General features: G+C 62.9%; 23 protein-coding genes and 1 pseudogene. 4 read left to right on the top strand and 20 right to left on the bottom strand.

Going from position 1 to position 20,008, the window contains the following annotated elements; all coding sequences use genetic code 11:
• On the bottom strand, positions 1 to 753 hold a 753-nt coding region (rpsB, locus tag RI518_RS05140), incomplete at its 3' end, for a 30S ribosomal protein S2 (protein ID WP_310689544.1).
• A 312-nt stretch (positions 754 to 1,065) separates the two neighbouring features.
• Between rpsB and RI518_RS05135 the strand changes: the two genes are divergently transcribed.
• Positions 1,066 to 1,587, top strand: coding sequence for a peptidoglycan DD-metalloendopeptidase family protein (locus RI518_RS05135; protein WP_310689543.1), 522 nt, complete (start codon positions 1,066 to 1,068; stop codon positions 1,585 to 1,587).
• A gap of 20 nt (positions 1,588 to 1,607) precedes the next feature.
• On the opposite strand, the gene RI518_RS05130 is transcribed toward RI518_RS05135, so the two are convergent.
• From RI518_RS05130 to rplS, 7 genes are all read right to left on the bottom strand, one after another.
• Positions 1,608 to 2,513: a tyrosine recombinase XerC gene (locus RI518_RS05130; RefSeq protein WP_310689542.1), complete on the bottom strand. Its 906-nt coding sequence runs from the start codon at positions 2,511 to 2,513 to the stop codon at positions 1,608 to 1,610.
• A 73-nt stretch (positions 2,514 to 2,586) separates the two neighbouring features.
• Positions 2,587 to 3,528: a phosphodiesterase gene (locus tag RI518_RS05125; RefSeq protein ID WP_310689541.1), complete on the bottom strand. Its 942-nt coding sequence runs from the start codon at positions 3,526 to 3,528 to the stop codon at positions 2,587 to 2,589.
• A gap of 9 nt (positions 3,529 to 3,537) precedes the next feature.
• Positions 3,538 to 4,584, bottom strand: a complete 1,047-nt coding sequence (locus RI518_RS05120; protein ID WP_310689540.1) for a DNA-processing protein DprA — start codon at positions 4,582 to 4,584, stop codon at positions 3,538 to 3,540.
• Positions 4,585 to 4,670: 86 nt separating this feature from the next.
• Entirely contained in the window at positions 4,671 to 4,991 is a 321-nt protein-coding gene (locus tag RI518_RS05115; RefSeq protein WP_310671506.1) for a DUF2469 family protein, read from the bottom strand.
• A gap of 7 nt (positions 4,992 to 4,998) precedes the next feature.
• Positions 4,999 to 5,661, bottom strand: coding sequence for a ribonuclease HII (locus RI518_RS05110; protein ID WP_310671505.1), 663 nt, complete (start codon positions 5,659 to 5,661; stop codon positions 4,999 to 5,001).
• The gene (gene lepB / locus RI518_RS05105) at positions 5,658 to 6,389 is read right to left on the bottom strand and encodes a signal peptidase I (protein WP_310671504.1); all 732 of its coding nucleotides are present in this window, start codon (positions 6,387 to 6,389) and stop codon (positions 5,658 to 5,660) included. The genes RI518_RS05110 and lepB overlap by 4 nt, the downstream gene beginning before the upstream one ends.
• A gap of 57 nt (positions 6,390 to 6,446) precedes the next feature.
• Entirely contained in the window at positions 6,447 to 6,794 is a 348-nt protein-coding gene (rplS, locus tag RI518_RS05100; protein WP_310671503.1) for a 50S ribosomal protein L19, read from the bottom strand.
• Positions 6,795 to 6,988: 194 nt separating this feature from the next.
• Between rplS and RI518_RS05095 the strand changes: the two genes are divergently transcribed.
• Positions 6,989 to 7,618 (top strand): TetR/AcrR family transcriptional regulator, encoded by a 630-nt coding sequence (locus RI518_RS05095; RefSeq protein ID WP_310671502.1) that lies wholly within the window; start codon positions 6,989 to 6,991, stop codon positions 7,616 to 7,618.
• Positions 7,619 to 8,440: a type I methionyl aminopeptidase gene (gene map, locus RI518_RS05090; RefSeq protein WP_310671501.1), complete on the top strand. Its 822-nt coding sequence runs from the start codon at positions 7,619 to 7,621 to the stop codon at positions 8,438 to 8,440.
• On the opposite strand, the gene trmD is transcribed toward map, so the two are convergent.
• The 5 genes and pseudogenes from trmD to ffh form a co-directional block, all read right to left on the bottom strand.
• Positions 8,423 to 9,106 (bottom strand): tRNA (guanosine(37)-N1)-methyltransferase TrmD, encoded by a 684-nt coding sequence (gene trmD / locus RI518_RS05085; RefSeq protein WP_310671500.1) that lies wholly within the window; start codon positions 9,104 to 9,106, stop codon positions 8,423 to 8,425. The genes map and trmD overlap by 18 nt on opposite strands.
• Positions 9,096 to 9,728 (bottom strand): ribosome maturation factor RimM, encoded by a 633-nt coding sequence (gene rimM / locus RI518_RS05080; protein ID WP_310671499.1) that lies wholly within the window; start codon positions 9,726 to 9,728, stop codon positions 9,096 to 9,098. The genes trmD and rimM overlap by 11 nt, the downstream gene beginning before the upstream one ends.
• Complete coding sequence (locus RI518_RS05075; RefSeq protein ID WP_310671498.1) at positions 9,728 to 9,964, bottom strand: RNA-binding protein; 237 nt, start codon at positions 9,962 to 9,964, stop codon at positions 9,728 to 9,730. Before RI518_RS05075 ends, rimM begins: the two co-directional genes overlap by 1 nt.
• 246 nt (positions 9,965 to 10,210) lie before the next feature.
• A pseudogene (gene rpsP, locus RI518_RS05070) lies at positions 10,211 to 10,597 on the bottom strand (30S ribosomal protein S16); the annotation flags it as partial.
• Between the two features lie 169 nt (positions 10,598 to 10,766).
• Positions 10,767 to 12,251: a signal recognition particle protein gene (gene ffh / locus RI518_RS05065; protein ID WP_310671496.1), complete on the bottom strand. Its 1,485-nt coding sequence runs from the start codon at positions 12,249 to 12,251 to the stop codon at positions 10,767 to 10,769.
• A gap of 36 nt (positions 12,252 to 12,287) precedes the next feature.
• Here ffh and RI518_RS05060 point away from each other — a divergent pair, with 36 nt between their 5' ends.
• Positions 12,288 to 12,809 carry a gamma carbonic anhydrase family protein gene (locus tag RI518_RS05060; RefSeq protein WP_310689539.1) on the top strand — a complete coding sequence of 174 codons (522 nt, stop codon included), beginning with the start codon at positions 12,288 to 12,290 and terminating at the stop codon, positions 12,807 to 12,809.
• On the opposite strand, the gene ftsY is transcribed toward RI518_RS05060, so the two are convergent.
• From ftsY to RI518_RS05025, 7 genes are read right to left on the bottom strand one after another with little or no spacing between them, the layout of a single operon-like run.
• Positions 12,806 to 13,681 (bottom strand): signal recognition particle-docking protein FtsY, encoded by an 876-nt coding sequence (gene ftsY, locus RI518_RS05055; protein ID WP_397428126.1) that lies wholly within the window; start codon positions 13,679 to 13,681, stop codon positions 12,806 to 12,808. The two genes, RI518_RS05060 and ftsY, sit on opposite strands and share 4 nt — an antisense overlap.
• Complete coding sequence (locus tag RI518_RS05050; protein ID WP_310671493.1) at positions 13,678 to 13,836, bottom strand: hypothetical protein; 159 nt, start codon at positions 13,834 to 13,836, stop codon at positions 13,678 to 13,680. Before RI518_RS05050 ends, ftsY begins: the two co-directional genes overlap by 4 nt.
• Positions 13,837 to 13,892: 56 nt before the next feature.
• Positions 13,893 to 17,492 carry a chromosome segregation protein SMC gene (gene smc / locus RI518_RS05045; RefSeq protein WP_310689538.1) on the bottom strand — a complete coding sequence of 1,200 codons (3,600 nt, stop codon included), beginning with the start codon at positions 17,490 to 17,492 and terminating at the stop codon, positions 13,893 to 13,895.
• A gap of 54 nt (positions 17,493 to 17,546) precedes the next feature.
• The gene (gene mutM / locus RI518_RS05040) at positions 17,547 to 18,500 is read right to left on the bottom strand and encodes a bifunctional DNA-formamidopyrimidine glycosylase/DNA-(apurinic or apyrimidinic site) lyase (protein WP_310689537.1); all 954 of its coding nucleotides are present in this window, start codon (positions 18,498 to 18,500) and stop codon (positions 17,547 to 17,549) included.
• Complete coding sequence (gene rnc / locus RI518_RS05035) at positions 18,501 to 19,199, bottom strand: ribonuclease III (protein WP_310671489.1); 699 nt, start codon at positions 19,197 to 19,199, stop codon at positions 18,501 to 18,503.
• Positions 19,200 to 19,217: 18 nt separating this feature from the next.
• A complete protein-coding gene (gene rpmF / locus RI518_RS05030; RefSeq protein ID WP_310671488.1) occupies positions 19,218 to 19,421 on the bottom strand; it encodes a 50S ribosomal protein L32 in 204 nt (67 codons plus the stop codon).
• A 12-nt stretch (positions 19,422 to 19,433) separates the two neighbouring features.
• The gene (locus RI518_RS05025; RefSeq protein ID WP_310671487.1) at positions 19,434 to 19,982 is read right to left on the bottom strand and encodes a DUF177 domain-containing protein; all 549 of its coding nucleotides are present in this window, start codon (positions 19,980 to 19,982) and stop codon (positions 19,434 to 19,436) included.
• Positions 19,983 to 20,008: the final 26 nt, after the last annotated feature.

Below are 20,008 nucleotides of genomic sequence, written 5' to 3'. Positions count from 1 at the left end.
CAGTTCCCGCTCCCATTCAGCCAACGGCTCGACCGCCGAGACGTTGCCTTCCTGTTCGGGCTTCTGGTGGCGCTCGATGAGGCCCTCTGCGACGGCGTCGGCAATCACTTTGGTCAACAGCGCGACCGAGCGAATGGCGTCGTCGTTTCCGGGAATCGGGTAGGCGAAGTCATCGGGGTCAGCATTGGTGTCGAGAATGCCGATAACCGGAATTCCTAGCTTGCGGGCTTCGTCGATTGCCAAGTGCTCACGAATCGGGTCGACAACCCACATCGCGCTGGGGGTTTTCTGGAGGTTTCGAATACCACCCAGTGATTTGTGGAGTTTGGTCAACTCGCGCTTTTTCATCAGGAGTTCTTTTTTCGTGAAGCCCTGGGTGGTGTCGTCGTAGTTGACCTCTTCGAGTTCTTTCATACGACCCAAACGCTTTGACACGGTCTGGAAGTTGGTGAGCAGACCACCCAACCAGCGCTCGTTCACAAACGGCTGACCGACGCGAGTCGCCTGCTCAGAAATGGCTTCCTGGGCCTGCTTCTTCGTTCCCACAAACAACACCGTGCCACCGTGGGCGACCGTGTCTTTGACAAAGTCGTAGGCCTTGTCGATGTAGTTCAACGACTGTTGCAGGTCGATGACGTGAATACCGCTGCGCTCGGTGAGGATAAATCGCTTTACTTTGGGATTCCAGCGCCTCGTCTGGTGACCAAAGTGGACGCCGCTGTCGAGCAGCTGGCGGATAGTAATGACGGCCATGGCCGTACTCCTTCATGTTCTCGGTTTCTGCGTGCTCCGGCGGAACACACCCTGGTGCCGGAGCCCGACCTTCCCCCGACAACACGAAGTGGCCGAGGACCGAGGGTCAGATCTTCTGATCGACACGCGAAGTCAGCCGACGAATCGGCTGCTGAGTCGATCATAGCGCGTTTTACGCGTCTCACACCAGCGACCTTCGGCCCCCATGCCCGCCGTGGCCCACCGGTGGGACAGCACGGAGCACTCTCCACACCCCTCGTCGCCGGGGTGTATTCCCCACCGGGGGCCCCTGGCGGGTGTGAGCCAGCGTGGGTGACGCAAAATGCGAGCATGATTGCCCACGCCCTCACCGCACTGCTGCTCGCCTCGTTCATCAGCCCCCCTCCCGCAGAGTGGCAGTGGCCGGTTAGCCACGAACCCGCGGTCGTGAGGGACTTCGAAGCCCCGGAGAGTCAGTGGGGGCCAGGCCACCGGGGGCTCGACCTGCGCGCCCCGGCAGGCACAGCGGTTATCGCTCCCGTCTCGGGTTCAGTCCACTTCTCCGGTGACGTGGTCGACCGTGGGGTGGTGACCATCCGCACCTCGACGGGGCAGCTGGTCAGCATGGTTCCGGTGGTAATGGATGTGGAGGTGGGCTCTCGGGTGCGCGCCGGCCACCATATCGGCCGGGTCGCAGCCGGTCACTGCCCGGGAGGGTGCCTCCACGTGGGATTGCGCGTGGAGGGTGCCTATCGCTCTCCGGCCCGGGAGCTGGGAATACTGCGCCGGGCGCGGCTTCTACCGTTTCCACACAGCGCATCGGCGACACCGGAGCACCACTCACCCCGGGTGTGATCAGAAGGTACCCATGGCCGCTATGCCCGGGGGTGGGCTTGGTCAAAAGCGCTGCGCAGCCGCTCGATGGACACGTGTGTGTACAACTCGGTGGTGGCCAAGGATTGGTGCCCCAAATATTCTTGAACGCTGCGCAGGTCCGCACCGTGATCGAGCAGGTGGGTCGCTGCGGAATGGCGCAGAGTGTGTGGACCACTCGGGCCGTTTCCCGGATACGGCTCGAGAAGCGCCGCGATGAGTTGGTACACCGTACGCGGGCCCAGGGGCCCACCGCGTGAGTTGAGAAAGACCCTCTTCGAGGTTTTTTGTGCCAACAGTGCACCTCGGCCCCGCTCGAGGTAGTCGGTTAACGCCCTGTGGGCGGGGCCGCCCATCGGGACGACTCGTTCACGATTTCCCTTACCGACCACCCGGAGGGTGCGCTCGGAGAAATCCACGGCGTCCATTTCCACACCGCATAACTCCCCCACCCGAAGCGCCGAGGAATACAGCAGTTCCACAATGGCCCGGTCGCGAAGTCCCACCGGGTCACCGGTTGACGCGCGGTGTTCCAACACCTGGAAAATCTCGCCCAGCTGGTGTTCGCTCAGCACCCGAGGCAGCCGTTTGGGCGCAGTGGGCTGGTGAATGCTGGCCGCGACATCAGCCCCCAGAAGGCCTTCTCGGTGCGCCCAGCGACTCCAGCCTCTCAGGCTGGAGACTCTTCTGCGCAGTGTCCTCGGCGCAAGACCCCCAGTCGCCTGCTCCCACAACCACGATCGACACAGTTCAGAGTCGACCTGGGTCAATGCCAGCGCGTCGTGCCTTTTCGCGTAATCACGAAATGACTCGAGGTCTTGCTGGTAGCCGCGCAGTGAATGCTCGGAGAGCTCGCCGCTGCCCGCTCTCGCTTCGAGGTAGGCGCGAATCGCCGCAGTCAGGCTCATACCCTCTAGTGTTTCGAGCCTGGGGGCGGGACCCGGGCGACACACCGGAGCGAATGACACCCGAGAGTGGTGGCTAGGAGCCCGATTGGGCGGCCTGTTCGCCCTGGTTGAACTCCGAGAGTTTATCCGAGAAGACGGCTCGACGCCGCTCGGGGCTCCACTCGCGAAACTCGTCCAGGCGCGCTTTGGCTTGGGCGAACACCACCGGCAGGTCTCCGGCGACGAGGGAGGAAAAGACCAGTTGCTCGGGATAGACCGACACGAGAGACGCACTGTGACCGGCGTCTACACCGCTCAAGAGTGTGTCGGCGGGGCCAACCATGTCGATGTTGTAACACATCGCCGCGGCGACTGATACGGGGATCCCCTGGTAGGCGGCGAAGGTGGAGTAGTGCAGGTGGCCGGCGAGAATACCGCGCACATCGCTGCCGGCAATGCTCTGCCACAGACTGGCCTGGTCGTCTAGTTCGATCACACCCATCATGTCGATTGGCGTGGGAATGGGGGGATGGTGCATGGCCAGGAGCGTCCCCTGGGCCGCGGGGGTTGCCAGGATGTCCTTGAGCCAGTCGTGCTGGGCAGTGCTCAATTCGCCGTGGTGAAATCCGGGTACCGACGTGTCGAGGGCAATAATTCGCAGCCCGTCGATGTCATACACCCGGTCGAGCGCTTCTGTCGTACTGTCCTCATCGAGCAGGGTGGTGGCGAAGGGTTGGCGCTCATCGTGGTTTCCCATCACCCAAATCACCTTCGCGCCCAGCGCGTCGGCAAAGGGTTGAACGCCATCTCGCAGGTCGCGATAGGCCTCCACTTCGCCGATGTCTGCCAGGTCACCGGTGAAAACCAGCGCCGCCGGTCGCTCTCCACTGGCGACCACCCGCTCGAGCAGGGCTGTAAGCCGCGCCGCGGTGTCAATTGACCCCCAGAGCAGGCGGTCGTGACCCAGAAGATGGGTGTCACTGATGTGGAGCACAGACAGGCCGGGGTCTGGATGCTGACTGAGGGGGCTCTTCACGGCGTTACCTTAATCTTTCTCACGAATGAGAGCCGGCCAATGTATTGCTTCCCCTGCCCACTGCTCGAGGACCCGCTCAGCGCCGCGATTATCCACTGGAAAAACACGTTGCCCTCTATTCTGCACACCCAGTCGAGAAGAACCTGAGTCTGCTTCGTGTTGTTCGTAGACTACGGCCATTACCGCCCGGTCGAGGTGCGCCGCGTGGGCTGCGGTGCTGATCGCCCCGGAGCGAATCGGCGCCTCGACCACGATGGTGAGGCTCGCGAGTGCCGCAATCAACCGATTTCTCGCGAGAAAACCGGAAGCGCCATGGCTCACACCGGGGAGAACTTCCGACACCACTGCACCGCACTGGGCAATGTCGTCAAAGAGACCACGGTGCTCGACCGGATAGGGCCGATCGGGCGACTGAGCGAGAACAGCGACCGTCGCCACCCCCGACTCCAGCGACACCAGGTGGCCCACGGCGTCGATCCCTTTGGCCCCGCCGGAGACGATGGTGCGCCCGGCAGTGATTTGATGCCAGGCAATCTCGCGGGCGGCGCTGAGCGCCACCAGGCTGGGTGTCCTCGTGCCCACGATCGCCACCTGTCGACCCACCCGGTGAAGCGCCGAAGCGACCCCCCTCACACACAGCAGCAGAGGCGCCCTCGCCCCTAAATCGCCAAGACCCGGCGGCCATTGGCGATCGGCGGGGGTGAGAACCTGGAGGCTGGAGCGGGCGATCGCGTCGTGTGCACGCTGGAGTGTCGCTTCTGTGGGGAGCACCAAAGTGCGCTGCTGCAGCGCTCTCACCTGCCCGGCCAGTCGACCAGAGAGCCCCCTGCGTGCGGGGCTGCGCACAAGCTGTTGGACCCGCACCGCACCGAGGGTGGCCACCAGCCCACCCACCAGCGGATCTCCGGGGGGAACACACAGCGAGAGCCAGAGTCGTGCTTGGAAGTCTCGCTCGCGCCACTGATCCCCACCCCCATCCGACAGTGCGGTCTCGGGCGCGGGGGGCTCGGGAGCGGAGCCCTGCTGCGGGTAATCACCGAGCGGGAGTGTGGCCATGGCGCCCAGGGTGGACTACCCGGCGGTGCGCTCGATCAGTAGTTGACCACCGCGTGGAGTACACAGTGGTCGCGCGGGCGTGTGGACTATTCGTCTAAGGCGAGGTCGGTGGGCAACTTCAGCTCTTTATTTCCGAGCTCTTCGACGTTGACGTCCTTAAAGGTCAAGACCTTCACCGATTTCACAAAACGATCCGCGCGGTAGATATCCCACACCCACACGTCGTTGAGCACCAATTCGAAGAAGAAATCTCCACCGCGCTCTTGGACGCTCTGGGTCACATCGTTGGCGAGGTAAAAGCGCCGCTCGGTTTCGACCACGAATTGAAACTGATTGACCACGTCTCGATACTCGCGGTAGAGCGCGAGTTCCGCTTCCCGATCAAAGTCGTCAAATTCTTCATCCATCGGCGCTTCAGTCTAGTCCCGATGAGCTCTGGTCTTTCAGGGATGAAATCCAGGTCACTCGGTGCAGCGGGCACGGTCCCAGCCGCACAATCGCCTCGCGGTGGGCAGCGGAGCCATAACCCTTATGTCCGGCAAAGCCATACCCCGGATACTGCTCATCCGCCTCGATCATCACCTGATCGCGGGAGACTTTCGCGATCACTGAGGCAGCCGAGACGGCCGCTGCACTCAGATCAGCCTTAGCGAGAGTGACCACTGCCAGGCCCGGAGGGAGGTGTGCAGACAACCAGTCCTGGTTGCCATCGAGTAGGACCACGGTCGCCGCCGGCTCACCCACGCTGCGCCACGCCTGGACGACGGCGTCGGCCCCCGCACCACCCAGGGCCGCCATGATGCCCCCGGAATCAATCACTGAGGCTTCCCTTCTGCCAGACCCTGAGGCCAGCAGCCACTGTGTCGCGCGCTGGGCGATATCGACACGGCGGCGCTCCGGGATCAGTTTCGAATCTCTGAGCCCCTCCGGGATGGGCCCGCAACCGGGATTCCACACCCCCGCGCTCACCCACACGGGTCCCGCGATGGCGCCGCGACCCACCTCGTCGACACCGATCACATACTGGGCCCCTCGCTCCACGAGGGAGTGTTCGACCTCGAGGTGTGGAGTGCTCATCCGCGGATGGGGTTGTCGGGTATGCCCTGGAACGCGGAGGGGAAATTACCCAACCAGGCCCAGTTCTCCGCCGGCCAACTCACCACAATCGCTCGACCCACCACGTGATCGACCGGCACAAAACCCCCACCCGGTTTCGACAGGTTGGCCCTCGAATCCGCAGAGTTGTAGCGGTTATCGCCCATCACCCAGAGGGCGTCATCCGGGACCACGACCGAAAAACTCGAGCCGCTGACATCCTCGACACCGTCGGGCAGTGAGAGGTAGGGCTCCTCCAGGGGGACGCCGTTGACACTGAGCGCGCCCAGCGCGTCACAACAGACCACGGTGTCACCGGGGAGACCAATGACGCGCTTAATCAAATGTTCGTCGCCGGATTCATCCGGCAGTCCCAATCGAGGGCCAATCCAGTTAAACAGCGTCGTCAACGGGTCATCTTCGGTGGCCAAGCCGCTGGGTAACCAACCGCCCGGGTCCACAAAAACCACGACGTCGCCGTGGTTCACCTCGAAGACACCCGGGGTGAGCTGACTGACAATGACCCGATCGTCGACCTGGAGGGTCTCCTCCATTGAGGAAGTCGGGATGGAAAACGAGCGGATGAGAAAGGTTTTGATCAGAAACGACACCACCAGTGCGGCGAGCACGATGATGAGCAGGTCCCGAACAATGATGAACAGGTAGCGCCCGAGGCGTGAGAGCAGGCCCCGTGGTGCTTTTTGTGCCACTGTCACACCCCCCGGAGCCTCAGAAAGGACCCTGTTGGGGTCGCGGTTACTCTCGCGTTAAGACTCGCGCTTTTCGCGGATGCGCGCCTTTTTGCCGCGCAGGCTGCGGACGTAGTAAAGCTTTGCCCGACGCACTTCACCGCGCGAGAGGATCTCAATACCGTCGATGATCGGCGAATGCAGCGGGAATGTCCGCTCCACACCGACCTGGAAGCTCACCTTGCGCACCGTGACGGTCTCGGTGAGGCCGTGGCCGGAGCGACTGATGACGAGACCCTGGAATGCCTGGACCCGCGAGCGGTTCCCTTCCACAATGTTCACATCGACTCGGACGGTGTCTCCGGGACGAATGTCCGGAATGTCGGATTTGAGGGATTGCGCGTCGACCGCGTCTAGGGTTTGCATGCTTGTTCTCTCTCCAGGCACCACGGGTTGCCAGCGTAAGGGGGAAAGTGATTCTTTCCCGCGTCAAATGCGGACCTCTGGCGCTCTCCCCCGTGGCAGAAACCAGATGTTCCGACACCACAGTGTGCCACACCTGATACTCTTCGTCGAATCACGGGTCAATGCCCATTGAGGCGAAAGAAAGGTGGTGTGAGGTGAGCATCGAGGTCGACACGGGAATGTCACTGCGCAACGTTCCCGTTCAAAAACGCAGCGCCGACCGGATGGAGGCACTGCTGGATGCCGCCGCGAAACTTATCGATGAGGGCGGAATTGACGCCGTCACCACCACCGCCGTCGCCTACCGCAGCGGGTCCTCAGTGGGAGTGCTCTACCGCTACTTTCCCAATGTCGATGCCCTGCTGCGCCAACTGGCGACCAGAAACCTCCACCTCTACCTCGATGCGGTACGCGAGGGCAGTGACCTCACACCCGATGAGCCGTGGTCGTCGTGGGATCTCACCCTGGACGCTTTTGTCCGCCTGTGTCGGACCGAGCCCAGTTTCTTGCACCTGCGCTTCGGCGAAATCATTACCCACCGCTTCTTGAGTGACGAAGAATCCAACAACTCCCTCATCGCGAAAGCACTCGCCTCTCTCGTCGCCGAAGCGCACTCCATTTCCGTGACCAAGGACATGATTTTCCACATCGAAATCGCCGTGGCCATGGGCCAGGCCCTCATGACCGAAGCCTTCCGGCGCGACCCAGACGGTGACACCACAGTCATCGAAGAAGCGCGCCGTGTGATCGGCGATTACCTTCGCACCAACGTTCCGATTAAATAATTGGCGCGGATTAGCAGGCATCGCCTGGCCGACATCGAGGCCATGCGCCCATCGGGGACCTTTGTCGCCGACGTCCTCCAGGAACTGCTCGACGCCGCCACACCGGGGGTCAACCTGCTCGAACTCGATGCGCTCGCCCACGAGCGCATCGACTCAGCCGGAGCCACCAGCTGTTACATCGACTACCACCCCTCGTTTGGTGCCCGGCCGTTTGGAAAGGTTCTCTGCACGTCCGTGAATGATGCCGCCCTGCACGGACTACCCCGGGATTACACCCTGCGAGAGGGCGACCTGCTCTCGGTCGATTTCGCCGTGGAGCTCGGCGGGTGGGTCGCCGATTCCGCCAGAAGTACCGTCGTCGGCCACGGACAACCAGAAGATCACACCCTCATCGCCGCCACCGAAGAAGCCCTCCTGGCCGGAATAGACCAGGCCAGGCCTGGAGCGCGCCTGGGTGACATTCAGGCCGCAATCGGGAGAGTGGCGAGCGAGTACGGTTACTCCGTCAACACGGACTTTGGTGGCCACGGTGTGGGCCGAACAATGCACGAAGAGCCCTCCATCCCCAACGACGGTGAGCCGGGCAGTGGCCCGCTACTCAAACCGGGAATGGTGTTTGCCATCGAGCCGTGGTTCATGCACAGCACCGACGAACTCGTCGTGGACCCTGATGGTTGGACCCTTCGAAGCGCCGATGGTTCCCGCGCCGCCCACAGTGAACACACCGTGGCGATTACCCCAGCAGGTCCTCTCGTTCTCACCGAGCATCCCGCGCGCAGAGAGGTGTCCCCGCCGCACGGGTCGCTAGGCGTCGGGGAGTAAATCCGGGCGATTGTGTGTTGTTCGCTCCTGAGACTGCTCCGCCCGCCAGCGCTCAATCTGTTCGTGGTGGCCACTGAGTAATACCTCTGGAACATCCATGCCCCGCCAGCTGGGCGGTTTGGTGTAGCTGGGGTATTCCACTCCCGGCAACTGGTGGCTTTCTTCGACCAGGGAATCAGGATTTCCCAACACTCCAGGAATCAGTCGGACCGTCGCTTCCGTCATGGCCAGGGTGGCCACTTCACCGCCGGCCAACACATAGTCGCCGATGCTGAGCTCACGCACCTCGATGCGGGAGCGGTAGTACTCGACCACTCTCTGGTCGATCCCCTCGTAGCGACCACAGGCAAAGACAAGATGGGGCACCTGGGCAAGTTGCGCCGCCACCGGTTGACCAAAGAGGCCCCCGGCGGGGGTGGGAACGATGAGCGTCGACTGCTCGGTGAGGACCGAATCAATCGCTGCCCCCCAGGGCTCCGGGCTCATCACCATTCCGGCGCCACCCCCGTAGGGGGTGTCATCCACGCTGCGATGGCGGTCGTGAGTAAAGTCCCGCAGGTCGTGAATACCGATGCTGATCAGCCCCGACTCTTGGGCTTTACCCATCAGCGAGAGCTGGAGTGGCGAAAAGTAGTCGGGAAAAATGGTGATGATGTCAATGCGCACGGGCCTCACCCCCGCCCGTCGAATCGTCCTCGTCGCCACTCGCGTCAATACTCTCGCCGTCAAAGATTCCCCCCGGTGGGGTCACCGAAATAAAGCCCTCATCGGTGTTGACCTCGGGAACAAAGGCTCGGACAAAGGGCAACAGGATTTCTTCTTGCACTTCCGGTCCCCCCACCACGAGCAAGTCTTGGGCTGGAAGGTGATCGACGCGCACAATGTCGCCCACACGGGCCCCATCGCGTCGTACTTCCAGGCCGACAAGCTGGTGGTCAAACCAGGCATCGGATTCGGTGGAGGGGGCATCGTGGTCCTGTTCGACCCACAAAATCGCCCGAACCAGAGTCTCGGCGACAGTGCGGTCGTCCACTCCGTCAAAAAACACCACCGGCTGGGCGTTGTAGAAGCGCAGCTGCGAGACCGTCAGTTTCTGACCAAACCACGCTGAGTCGGTCGGAACCTGCACGCTGACTTCTGCGCCGGGGCGAAAGCGCCCTTCCGGGTCGTCGGTGTACAGCTCCAGCTTCAGCCCGCCTTTGAGGCCGTGAGCTTTGAGTAGACGTGCGACCCGCAACTCCACGCGCTGGGGCTTTGGAGCCGGAAGGCCACCCTTCCGACTAGACATCAGGAGTCCTGATCGACCACGTCCACACGAACCCGGCCACCCTTAGCAAGCGCCCCAATGACCGCGCGGAGTGCTTTTGCGGTTCGGCCGGCGCGACCGATTACTCGACCGAGGTCGTCCGGGTGGACCCGGATTTCCAGGACATCACCGCGAGGTCCTTCGACCGGCGTGACCGACACCTCGTCGGGGTGTTCCACAATTTCCTTGACGAGGTGGGTCAACGCACGGTCTAACATGCTCTACTCAGCCTTCTCGGCTTTAGCTTTGGCGTCGTCACCCTCTGTGGCCGCAGCCTCTTCGGCAGGTGCCTCTTCGGAGGGAGCTTCAGTGGACGCTTCCTCAGCAGGGGTTTCCTCAGCAGGGGTCTCTTCGGCAGGTGCCGCGGGAGCCTCTTCAGCGGGCGCCGCGTCAGCCGGAACGGCCGCCTCCGGCGCGACCTCAGGAGTCGCTTCAGCGGGCGCATCGGCTACTGCCTCAGCGGGAGCCTCAGCCGATGCTTCTGCCTTCGCGGGCTCCGCTTTGGCTTTGGGCTTCAAGACGGGCTTTTTCTTCGTGTCCGGGTTGAACTCGGGCTTGGGCTCTCGAGTCTGGACGGTGTTCTTGGCGTCCTTTTCACCCTTAAAGGTGCCCCAGTCGCCGGTGAGCTTCAAAATAGCCAAGACCTGCGGGGTGGGCTGTGCGCCGACACTCAACCAGTACTGGGCTCGCTCTGAGGTGACCTCGATCAGCGAAGGGTTCTCGGTCGGGTGGTATTTCCCGATTTCTTCAATGACTCGGCCGTCGCGCTTCTTGCGCGAATCGGCCACAACAATGCGGTAATACGGCGCGTGGATTTTTCCCAGGCGCTTCAGTCGAATCTTGACAGCCACGTTTCTCCAGTCGTGATGGGTATTGGTGCCAGGCTCGCAACACCAGGTGGGGTCTGATTGCGAGAAAGCGGTGGTCGGGCACTACCGCCAGATAGAGGGTCGGACGGTGGTGTTACCAGCGTCCTATTCTGTCAGATTCGCCGGCACCGCGTGACCGCGGGCCTCAACACTAGCTGGGCAGGCCGAAACTGGAGCCCGGCGCTTCGGGGGGTTTGCCGCCTTGGAGCTGCTGAGCCCGGGTCGCCGGGTTGCCGGAGCGGGCTTTGGGTTTCTTGGTTTTGCCTTTACGTTTCGATTTTCCCGAGCCTGCACCCGCCCCCACCGGACCCATTCCCGGCATTTGCGGAACACCGCCTTTGGCGACGGTCTTCATCATTTTCTGGGCCTGTTCGAACCGCGCCATCAACTGGTTCACCTCGGTCACGCTCACCCCGGAGCCCATGGCGATGCGTTTACGGCGGGACGCGTTTAAGAGCTTGGGGCTTCGTCGCTCGATGGGGGTCATCGACCGAATGATTGCTTCATTGCGGGCAATATCGCTCTCGTCGACACTGTCCAACTGATCTTTCATGCCCCGGGCACCCGGCAACATGCCCATCATCGACTGCAGGGAGCCCATCTTCTTGACCTGTTGAAGCTGGTCCAGAAAGTCATCCAGGGTGAAGGTGTCGGTGAGGAACTTTTGTTCCATTTCCGCCCTGGATTCCTCATCGAAGGCTTTTTGAGCCTGTTCGATGAGGGTCATCACGTCACCCAGGTCGAGGATGCGCTTGGCCATCCGGTCGGGGTGGAAGACTTCGAAGTCGTCGAGTTTTTCCCCGGTAGAGGCAAAAAGAATGTCGCGCTCGGTGATGCCCTTCACGCTGAGGGCCGCACCACCTTTTTGATCACCGTCGAGTTTGGTCAGCACCACACCGGTGAAATCGACACCGTCACCAAATGCCCTGGCCGTGTGCACGGCGTCTTGACCGATCATGGCGTCTAAGACAAAGAGGACCTCATCGGGTGTGACCGCGTCGCGAATTGCCCTGGCCTGCGCCATCATGTCCTCGTCGACACCGGTTCGACCCGCCGTGTCGACAATGACGACGTCGTGGAGTTTGTCGGTGGCGAAACGAAGGGAATCTTTCGCCACCTTTACCGGGTCGCCGACCCCACTGCCGGGCTCGGGGGCGAACACGGGAACCTCGACCTGGCCACCCACTATTTGCAGCTGGTCGACCGCACCGGGGCGTTGCAGGTCACAGGCGACCAAGACCGGGGTGTGACCTTCGGATTTCAGGTATTTGGCGAGTTTTCCCGCCAAAGTCGTTTTACCGGCACCCTGCAAACCCGCCAACATGATCACCGTGGGGGGTGTTTTTGAGAAAGTCAGCCCCCGGCCGGTCCCCCCGAGGATGGCTTCCAACTCCTCCATCACAATGCTGACGACCTGTTGGGCGGGGTTTAGCGCCTTATTGACGTCATCACCGAGGGCGCGCTCGCGCACCGCCTGGGTGAACGATTTCACGACCTCGAGGGCGACGTCGGAATCGAGCAAAGCGCGACGTATTTCGCGGACCGTTTTGTCGATATCGCTCGAGGACAACCGACCTTTTGAGCGCAGCGAACGGAAGGTCTCGGTCAGCCGATCGGAGAGGGAACCAAATGCCATGGTGGCTAAAGCCTAGCCGAGTCGTATTCTGGGAAAATGCGATATTCCTTTGACGACCACACCCCCCAGGTCGACGACTCGGCCTATGTCGCCGCGAGCGCGGACCTCATCGGACGGGTCACCATCGGTGCCGACGCGTGCGTGCTCTTCCACGCTGTACTGCGCGGGGACACCGAAAACATCACCCTCGGGCGGGGATCGAACATTCAAGACGGCGTCGCCGTCCACGCCGACCCCGGCTACCCGGTCACTGTCGGTGACGGCGTCAGCGTGGGCCACAACGCCACCCTGCACGGCTGCACCATCGAAGACGATTGCCTGATCGGTATGGGCGCCACAGTGCTAAACGGTGCCGTCATTGGCACCGGTTCACTGGTGGCGGCAGGAGCAGTGGTCTTAGAAGGTCACGTCATTCCCCCTGGCAGCCTCGTGGCGGGCCTACCCGCCAAGGTCCGCCGCGAATTGAGCAGCGAAGAAACTGAGGCCATTCGCACTAACGCCGCTCATTACCAAGCCTTGCGCGCTGCCTACGCACGCCAGCACCCCACCGAGGGTTAGTCGATGAGCGCGGTGGCGAAGGCTTTGGCCGAGAAGCCCCGCAGGTTGTCCAGGCCCTCACCGTCACCGATGAGCTTTACGGGCAATCCGGTGCGCCGTTGCACGGCGAGCACGAAACCCCCTCGGGCCGAGCCGTCCAGTTTTGTCAGCACCAGGCCGGTCACCCCGGCGTGTTCCAAGAACAGCTCCGCCTGGGACAGGCCGTTTTGACCTGTGGTGGCATCCAGCACCAGTAACACTTCGGAAACGGGTTGAAGTTTTTCCACGACACGGCGCACTTTTCCCAACTCATCCATCAGGTCTGATTTGGTGTGCAGGCGACCGGCCGTGTCGATCAGGACCACGTCGATGTGTTCTTCTTGGGCGCGCAAGACCGCCTGGTACGCCACAGAGGCGGGGTCTTGACCGTCTTTTTCGGGGGTCACAATCGTCGCATCGGCCCTGGTGGCCCAGTGGCCCAGCTGATCGACAGCGGCCGCGCGAAAGGTATCGGCCGCGCCGATCAGCACGCTGCGGCCGGCGCTTCGCAAATAGTGGGCGAACTTGCCGATGGTCGTGGTTTTACCCACACCGTTTACTCCCACAATGAGCACCACCGCGGGACGCTCCGTCAGGGTCAGGGTCGGGTCGTATTCGGCCAAGTGGGCTTCCACGCGCTCCGCCAACAACGCTTTCACGTCACTCGGGCGAGAAAGCCCAATGCGTTCGGCTTCGCTGCGCACTTCGCCGATCAGTGTCTCGGTGTCGTCCACACCGGCATCGGCCATCAGCAGGGCGTCTTCGAGCTCTTCCCACGTCGACTCATCGAGGGTGTCTTTCTGCCACAACCCGCGAAGGGCGCGGCCCAGTGACCACGACGCCACCGGCGCTATTCGCCCTCTTCTGGCGCGAGCGGCACAACGGGTGTGTCCGTCGACGAGCTCACCGGAGTCTCAGAACCGGCAATGATCGCCTGGGTGAAGATGGAGGCGCTGATCACCGCTGCTGCGGCAATGAGTGTCCAGCCAAAGGCCTGCTTGCGTCCCACACGCCACACACTACCGTGGCCGGGGCGTGACCGGTGAGCCACATGTGGGTGAAGGCTTAGGAAGCACTGAGTGCTTCGTCTCGCACCCGCTGACCCACGACGGCACTCACCCCGTCATCTCGCATCGACACCCCATAGAGGGCGTCGGCGATTTCCATGGTGCGCTTCTGGTGGGTGATGATGATCAACTGCGAATCTTGTCGCAGGGTGCCCATCACGTCGAGCAGACGCCCCAGGTTCGCATCGTCGAGCGCCGCCTCGATTTCATCGAGGATGTAGAAGGGGCTTGGTCGGGCGATAAAAATGGCGATCAGCAGGGCCACAGCAGCCAGCGAGCGCTCCCCGCCAGACAGCAGCGACAACTTCTCGATGTTTTTGCCTCGAGGACGAACCGACACGTCGACACCGGTGGTGAGCGGAGCGTCGGGGTCGGTAAGGCTCAATGCCCCCTGACCGCCGGGAAACAGCACCGGGAAGACGTCGTCAAAAGCCTTTTGCGTGTCGGCAAAAGCCGCCATGAACACATCGCGCATCGTGTCGTCGATGTCGTCGACAATCGCCAACAGGTCGCGCTTCGACGCGCTCACATCCTCCAGCTGTTCCACCAAATACTGGTGGCGCTTCTCCAGGGCATCAAATTCTTCCAGCGCCAGCGGGTTAACCCGCCCGAGCGCATCCAACTGCTTCTGAGCTTTCGCCAGGCGCTGCTGCTGTTCGGCTCGGTCGAAGGGCGTTGTCGAGCGGGCCTGCTGATGCTCACCATCGCTCCCTTCCCCATCACCCACTTCCCGCTCGCGGGCGTCGTTCTCGCCAGCCTCCGGCGACGAGGCATCAGCATCTTCTGGGTCGTCTAACGGGATGGGCTGATCGGGGCCGTATTCGCCCATCAACACGTCGAGGCTCAGGCCCAGCTCATCGCTCGCTTTGTGAGTCAATTGTCCAAGCTGCAGGTTTCGCTCATAGATGTGCATTTCCACCGAGTGGACGCTGTCGGTCAGTGCGGTGAGGCGCTCGCGTAATTGCGCCTCTCGCGCGCGAAGGGCAGCTGCTTTTTCATCGCTGGATGCTCTGGCTGCTTCTCGCTCGGCCACCGTGCGAGACGATTCCTCCACACTGGCCCGCGCGACGCGCACCAGAGCGGGAGTGATTGCGGCGACACTGGTCGAGCGACGCTGGAGCTCACGCCGGGCGACCGCGCGCTGCTGCTCCCGTGCACGCTGTTCGTGCCAGGCCCGCTGTCGCTCCTCGAGGGCGCTCACGTGAGATTCTTGATAGCCGACCTGGGACCGGGCGGCTTCCACGGCGACCCGGGCGTCCACTTCGCCCGCGCGGGCCCCCTCGAGCGCCTCGACCAACGCCTCGCGGGCGGACTCATCGAGTGTCACCACCGGTTCCGGTTCATCACCCTCGTCGTGACCGGCGTGTTCTAGTGCCTCCGCGGCGCGCGACCGCGCCGCCTCCGACTGGTCGACTCGGTCTTGAGCCCGCTCTCGCTCAGCGCGGGCCGAATCGAGCGTGGCGGCCAAACGAGACAGCGCTTCGCTTCGTTGAGCCCTGCTCGCTTCGGATTCTCGAACCTCGGCGAGCGCGCGTTTCGCCTCAGCCGCCGCCTCCTGTGCGTCCTGTTGGGCCTGCTCCAGTCGACTGGCCGCCCGCTCTACTTCGGTCGAGACGCTCTGGAGCTCCTGATTCGCTTGGTCGCGCTCTGCGGTCAATTCCACGGCGCTTTGCTGCGCGCCGCTTCCTGCTTGAACACGCGTTCCCGAAAACAGGTCGCCTTCTTTCGTGACGATCACCACATCGGCCGGGAGCTCCGGGTGGCCCACCCAGTGCGTGGTGACTTCCTCGAGGTCTTCGGCGATAAATACCCGGTGGAGGACCCGCATGAGACCTGCGGGACCGCTCGCCACCTCGGTGGCTGCCACCAAGCCTTCCAACGCGAAATCCTCCGCGTGGGCGGGTAGTTCATCGACCACCAGCGACAGTCTCGCATCGTCACGGCCGCTGACCCCGCGGGTGAGATCGAGAGCACCCTGCCGGGTGGAGACGACCAGGGCATCGGCGAGTGCCCCCAGGGCGCGGGCGATGGCTTTTTCAAAACCCGGGTTGATGCTGATGAGTTCTGCGACTCGACCACGAACACCCTCTGGCTGTTCACCCGCGCCCCCCTGACCACTCTCGAGGGCCAAGCTCAGAGTCTGAACGGTGGCCGCGAGGGCATCTTTTTCTCGCTCCAGTCGATGCAGTTCGCGCCGCAGAGTATCCCGGTGCTCTTCGGCTTCGCCCTCGCGCTGCCAGGCGTCCTGCAGTGCACCCTCGGCGCTGTCTGTCGACGATTCACCCGAATCGTCGGTGTCGACCTGAGCCTCGTGCCACTGGCGCTCCAACTCGGCGATGCGCTCATCGGCTCGCACCACTGCCTCTTTCGCGACGGCGAGATCGGCGGTGGCGTTGTCGAGACGCGAGTGGGCGACCGCGAGGGCTTCCTGTCGCTCCTGGTGTTTTCGCAACCAGGCCTCTCTGGCCGCGCGGGATTCCTGCAACTGAGTGTCATACGAGTCCAGGGCGGCTCGGGCACTGGCAGTGAGCGCAGCCTTATCACCCAGTTCCACTTCCCGGGCGGCGAGAGCTTCGCGCGCGGCTTCGACGTGAGCCACCGCCTCCGCGCGTTCCTCGTCGCTCACGCCGGGGCCAATGTCGCTGGCCTCCGATTGTTCAGCGAGGAGGCTCACCCGCTCCCCGGCGAGAGCGTGCAGGGAGTCGATGCGCTCAGCGACCTGTCGAAGCGAACTGTCCACTGTTCTGGCTTCGGCCACGCCTGTGCTGGCGCGGGTCGCCTCGAGGGCTTTAGTGTCGTCAACGACCCGGTCGAGTTCGGTCTGAACCAGGGCGCGCTCGCTCGCACTCGCGCCCTCACTGGCCTGATAGTCGGCGAGTTCCCGCTGCAGCGTGGCGACCTCGTCGGCCAGCAGGCGCGCTTTCGCATCCCGCACCGCCGATTGGATGTTCTGGGCCTGCCTCGCCACGTCTGCTTGCCGACCCAGGGGTTTTAGCTGCCGCCGGATTTCGTTGACGAGGTCTTGGAGGCGGGTGAGGTTTGCGTCCATCGCCTCCAATTTGCGGACCGTTTTTTCTTTCCGCCGGCGGTGTTTGGTGATTCCGGCGGCTTCTTCGATGAAGCGCCGGCGGTCATCGGCGGAGGCGTAGAGGACACGGTCGAGCTGGCCTTGGCCCACGATGACGTGCATTTCTCGGCCGAGCCCCGTGTCGGACAGGAGCTCCTGAACGTCTAAGAGCCTGGCCGATTCCCGGTTGATGGCGTATTCGCTGGCACCGTTTCGAAACAGGGTGCGAGAAATGGTGACCTCGGAATAGTCAATCGGCAGCAGACCGTCGGAGTTATCGATGGTGAGGCTCACTTCGGCGCGACCCAGTGGACCCCTGGTTTGGGTGCCCGCGAAAATGACGTCTTCCATGGAGCCACCGCGGAGGCTCTTTGCCCCCTGCTCACCCATTACCCACGCCAAGGCGTCGACCACGTTGGATTTTCCGGAACCGTTGGGCCCCACCACGCAGGTGACGCCGGGCTCGAACTGCAGGGTGGTCGGTTCAGCGAACGACTTAAAGCCCTTGACGGTGAGGGACTTTAGGTGCACCGCCGCTCCTCCGCTGTGGGGATCACCCGGGCGATTACCCGGTAATTCTTCACGCTAACCTACCCGTTTACGCGGCGTCGGCTGGCATCTGGGACACCGAAACGAGGAGCGATTCATAAACGGCTCACGCACGATCGTGCGACCACAGCGGCCACACGACGTGCCGTCTTGGCCGTAAGCCGAGAGCGACTGGGAAAAATACCCGCTTTGGCCGTTGACGTTTACGTACTGCCAATCAAAACTCGTGCCGCCTTCGGCGAGCGCATCGTGAAACACCTGTCGCACATGCCCCAATAGCTCCATTGCTCTCGCGTGGCTCAACCTGGATGCCGGGTAGTCGTAGTGCAGGCGGGCTCGATACAGCGCCTCATCGGCGTAAATGTTTCCCACGCCACTGGTGAGACGCTGATCGAGCAGTACGCGTTTGATGCCAGACGACTTGCCTCGTATCGCGCGAGCAAGAACGGCATCATCCACGGCGGGGTCCAGTAAATCTCTGCCGATGTGCCACACCGAGGCGGGCAGCCGGGAATCTGTCCCGCCACAGCCCGCGGGGACCCCAGGCTGTGGCGGTCGCCTCCGGGCATCCGACGCCTCGACCAGTCGGTCGATCGCGAGCGAACCAAATAGCCGCTGGTCGACAAAACCCCAGGTGATGGCCTCCCCCGCGGGGCCGCGAAGCTCCAGTGCGACGCGCAGGAGCGGACCAAATTGTTCCGGGTGCTCGCCTAAGAGCACCTGACCGGACATCCCCAGATGACACACCAGGGCTTCATCGCCTGCTGGGCTTTCGTCCGCGGGCGCCGAGAGCGGTAACCACAGAAACTTTCCCCGACGCACCGCGCCGCCCAGAACACGGCCGGTGAGGCGGTGGATGAAGTCCTCTGCCGGCCCCTCGTGTCTCTTCAGCGCCCGTGGGTCGAACACCTGGACCCTCTCGACGAGCCAACCGGTGGAGTAGGGCTCTATTCCCCGGCGCACCACCTCGACTTCGGGTAGTTCGGGCATTTAGGCGCCCCGGAGTGCACCCAGAGCATTGCGGGCGGCGTCAATTTCGGCCAACTTCTTACTGCTTCCCACACCCCGACCGACGGGTCCCGGGGAGTGTTGCGGGTGGTCGATAAACACGTCAGCGCTGAAGGTTTTTTGATGGTCGGGGCCGTCTTCGCTCAACACGTAGCGCGGCGGTGCGAGCGCCCGGGAGGCGGCCAATTCCTGCAGCGCGGTTTTGGGATCCGCGCTGTCGTCAAAGGTCCGCGGATCCTTCATCGTCTCGCCCAGTAATCCCACGACGACGTCATCGGCTGCGTGGTGGCCCGCGTCGATAAACACCGCACCGATGACGGCCTCCAGCGCGTCGGCCAGCAGTGAGGGTTTACTTCGGCCGTCGGTGCGCTCCTCACCGCGGCCCAGTAACAAAAAATGTCCGAGCCCGATGTCGGTGGCGACCCTGGCGAGCGCCTGAGTGGAGACCACCGCCGCGCGGCGTTTCGCCAGTTCCCCTTCGGGCAGTTCGGGGTAGTGCTGGTAGAGCAGTGCGGTGACCGACTGGCCGAGCACCGCGTCTCCCAAAAATTCGAGGCGTTCGTTGTCTTCGCCGCCGTTTTCGTAGGCGTAACTGGAGTGGGTGAGCGCGTGGCGCAGGACCTCGTCCGAGACGCTCACGCCCAGTGCCCGGCGCAGAACGTCCCAATCGGGAGGGCTCATCGTCGGCCCACCGTGTCCTTACGCGTCGGAGACGCGGCGACCCTTGTACTCCATGAACAGCGGGGTGCCATTGGAGTCTTCCACGACGTGCGCGCGGTGGGGAAGGCGATACACGGTGCGCCCGTTTTCCACCACTTTGACCAGCGTGGGAATTTGGGTCTTCCACTGCGAGCGCCGTGCGTGGGTGTTGGCGCGAGATTTTCTCCGCTTGGGTACCGCCATGATCTGCCTTCTTTACTCTCTCGAGGTGCCATTCTCGTTGGGTGTGGGGTCGTGTTCCATCAGTTCTCGCAGGGCGTCCCAGCGAGGATCAATTCGCTCCTCGGTGCTCTCCTGCCAGCCCTCTGGACGCTTTTCTCCCGTTTCCGGGTCTAGTCCGGGGCAGTCAGGCGAACACATCGGCTGGAACGGTAGCTGCAGAACTACCTGGTCGCGAACGACAACGCCCAAGTCGATGGTCTCATCGACCACTTCGCTATCGTAGCCTTCCTGGCCGGAATACGCGAATAGTTCGGTGAATTCGGTGTCGATATCGACTCCGATCGGGTCTAAACAGCGCACACACTGCGCCTCGGCGCGAGTGTGAATCTCGCCGGAGGCGAGAATCCCCTCGTGAACACTCTCGAGCTGGCCGGAGGCTTCCAGCTCGGCGCCTTCGGGGACTTGGGCGACGGCTTCACCCCATTTTTCCGGGGTGTTGACCCGAAGGTCGAGCTCGCGCATCGACCCGGGTTTTCCCATCAAATCGTGGACGGGCAGGCGAAATACAGAGTGTTGTGCCACAGGGCGAGAGTCTACCCGGTGCGACC

The organism is Pontimonas sp. (genome assembly GCF_031581085.1).
Classification (GTDB): domain Bacteria; phylum Actinomycetota; class Actinomycetes; order Actinomycetales; family Microbacteriaceae; genus Pontimonas.
This window is presented reverse-complemented; position numbering and strand designations above follow the sequence as displayed.

What these genes read in the sequence shown, in the direction of transcription:
- rplS (WP_310671503.1), bottom strand. Translation starts at nt 6,794, where the DNA reads ATGCAAACCCTAGACGCGGTCGACGCGCAATCCCTCAAATCCGACATT.
- rpmF (WP_310671488.1), bottom strand. Translation starts at nt 19,421, where the DNA reads ATGGCGGTACCCAAGCGGAGAAAATCTCGCGCCAACACCCACGCACGG.
- RI518_RS05130 (WP_310689542.1), bottom strand. Translation starts at nt 2,513, where the DNA reads ATGAGCCTGACTGCGGCGATTCGCGCCTACCTCGAAGCGAGAGCGGGC.
- ffh (WP_310671496.1), bottom strand. Translation starts at nt 12,251, where the DNA reads ATGGCATTTGGTTCCCTCTCCGATCGGCTGACCGAGACCTTCCGTTCG.
- rimM (WP_310671499.1), bottom strand. Translation starts at nt 9,728, where the DNA reads ATGTCTAGTCGGAAGGGTGGCCTTCCGGCTCCAAAGCCCCAGCGCGTG.
- RI518_RS05060 (WP_310689539.1), top strand. Translation starts at nt 12,288, where the DNA reads ATGCGATATTCCTTTGACGACCACACCCCCCAGGTCGACGACTCGGCC.
- RI518_RS05075 (WP_310671498.1), bottom strand. Translation starts at nt 9,964, where the DNA reads ATGTTAGACCGTGCGTTGACCCACCTCGTCAAGGAAATTGTGGAACAC.
- RI518_RS05110 (WP_310671505.1), bottom strand. Translation starts at nt 5,661, where the DNA reads ATGAGCACTCCACACCTCGAGGTCGAACACTCCCTCGTGGAGCGAGGG.
- RI518_RS05115 (WP_310671506.1), bottom strand. Translation starts at nt 4,991, where the DNA reads ATGGATGAAGAATTTGACGACTTTGATCGGGAAGCGGAACTCGCGCTC.
- mutM (WP_310689537.1), bottom strand. Translation starts at nt 18,500, where the DNA reads ATGCCCGAACTACCCGAAGTCGAGGTGGTGCGCCGGGGAATAGAGCCC.
- rnc (WP_310671489.1), bottom strand. Translation starts at nt 19,199, where the DNA reads ATGAGCCCTCCCGATTGGGACGTTCTGCGCCGGGCACTGGGCGTGAGC.
- RI518_RS05120 (WP_310689540.1), bottom strand. Translation starts at nt 4,584, where the DNA reads ATGGCCACACTCCCGCTCGGTGATTACCCGCAGCAGGGCTCCGCTCCC.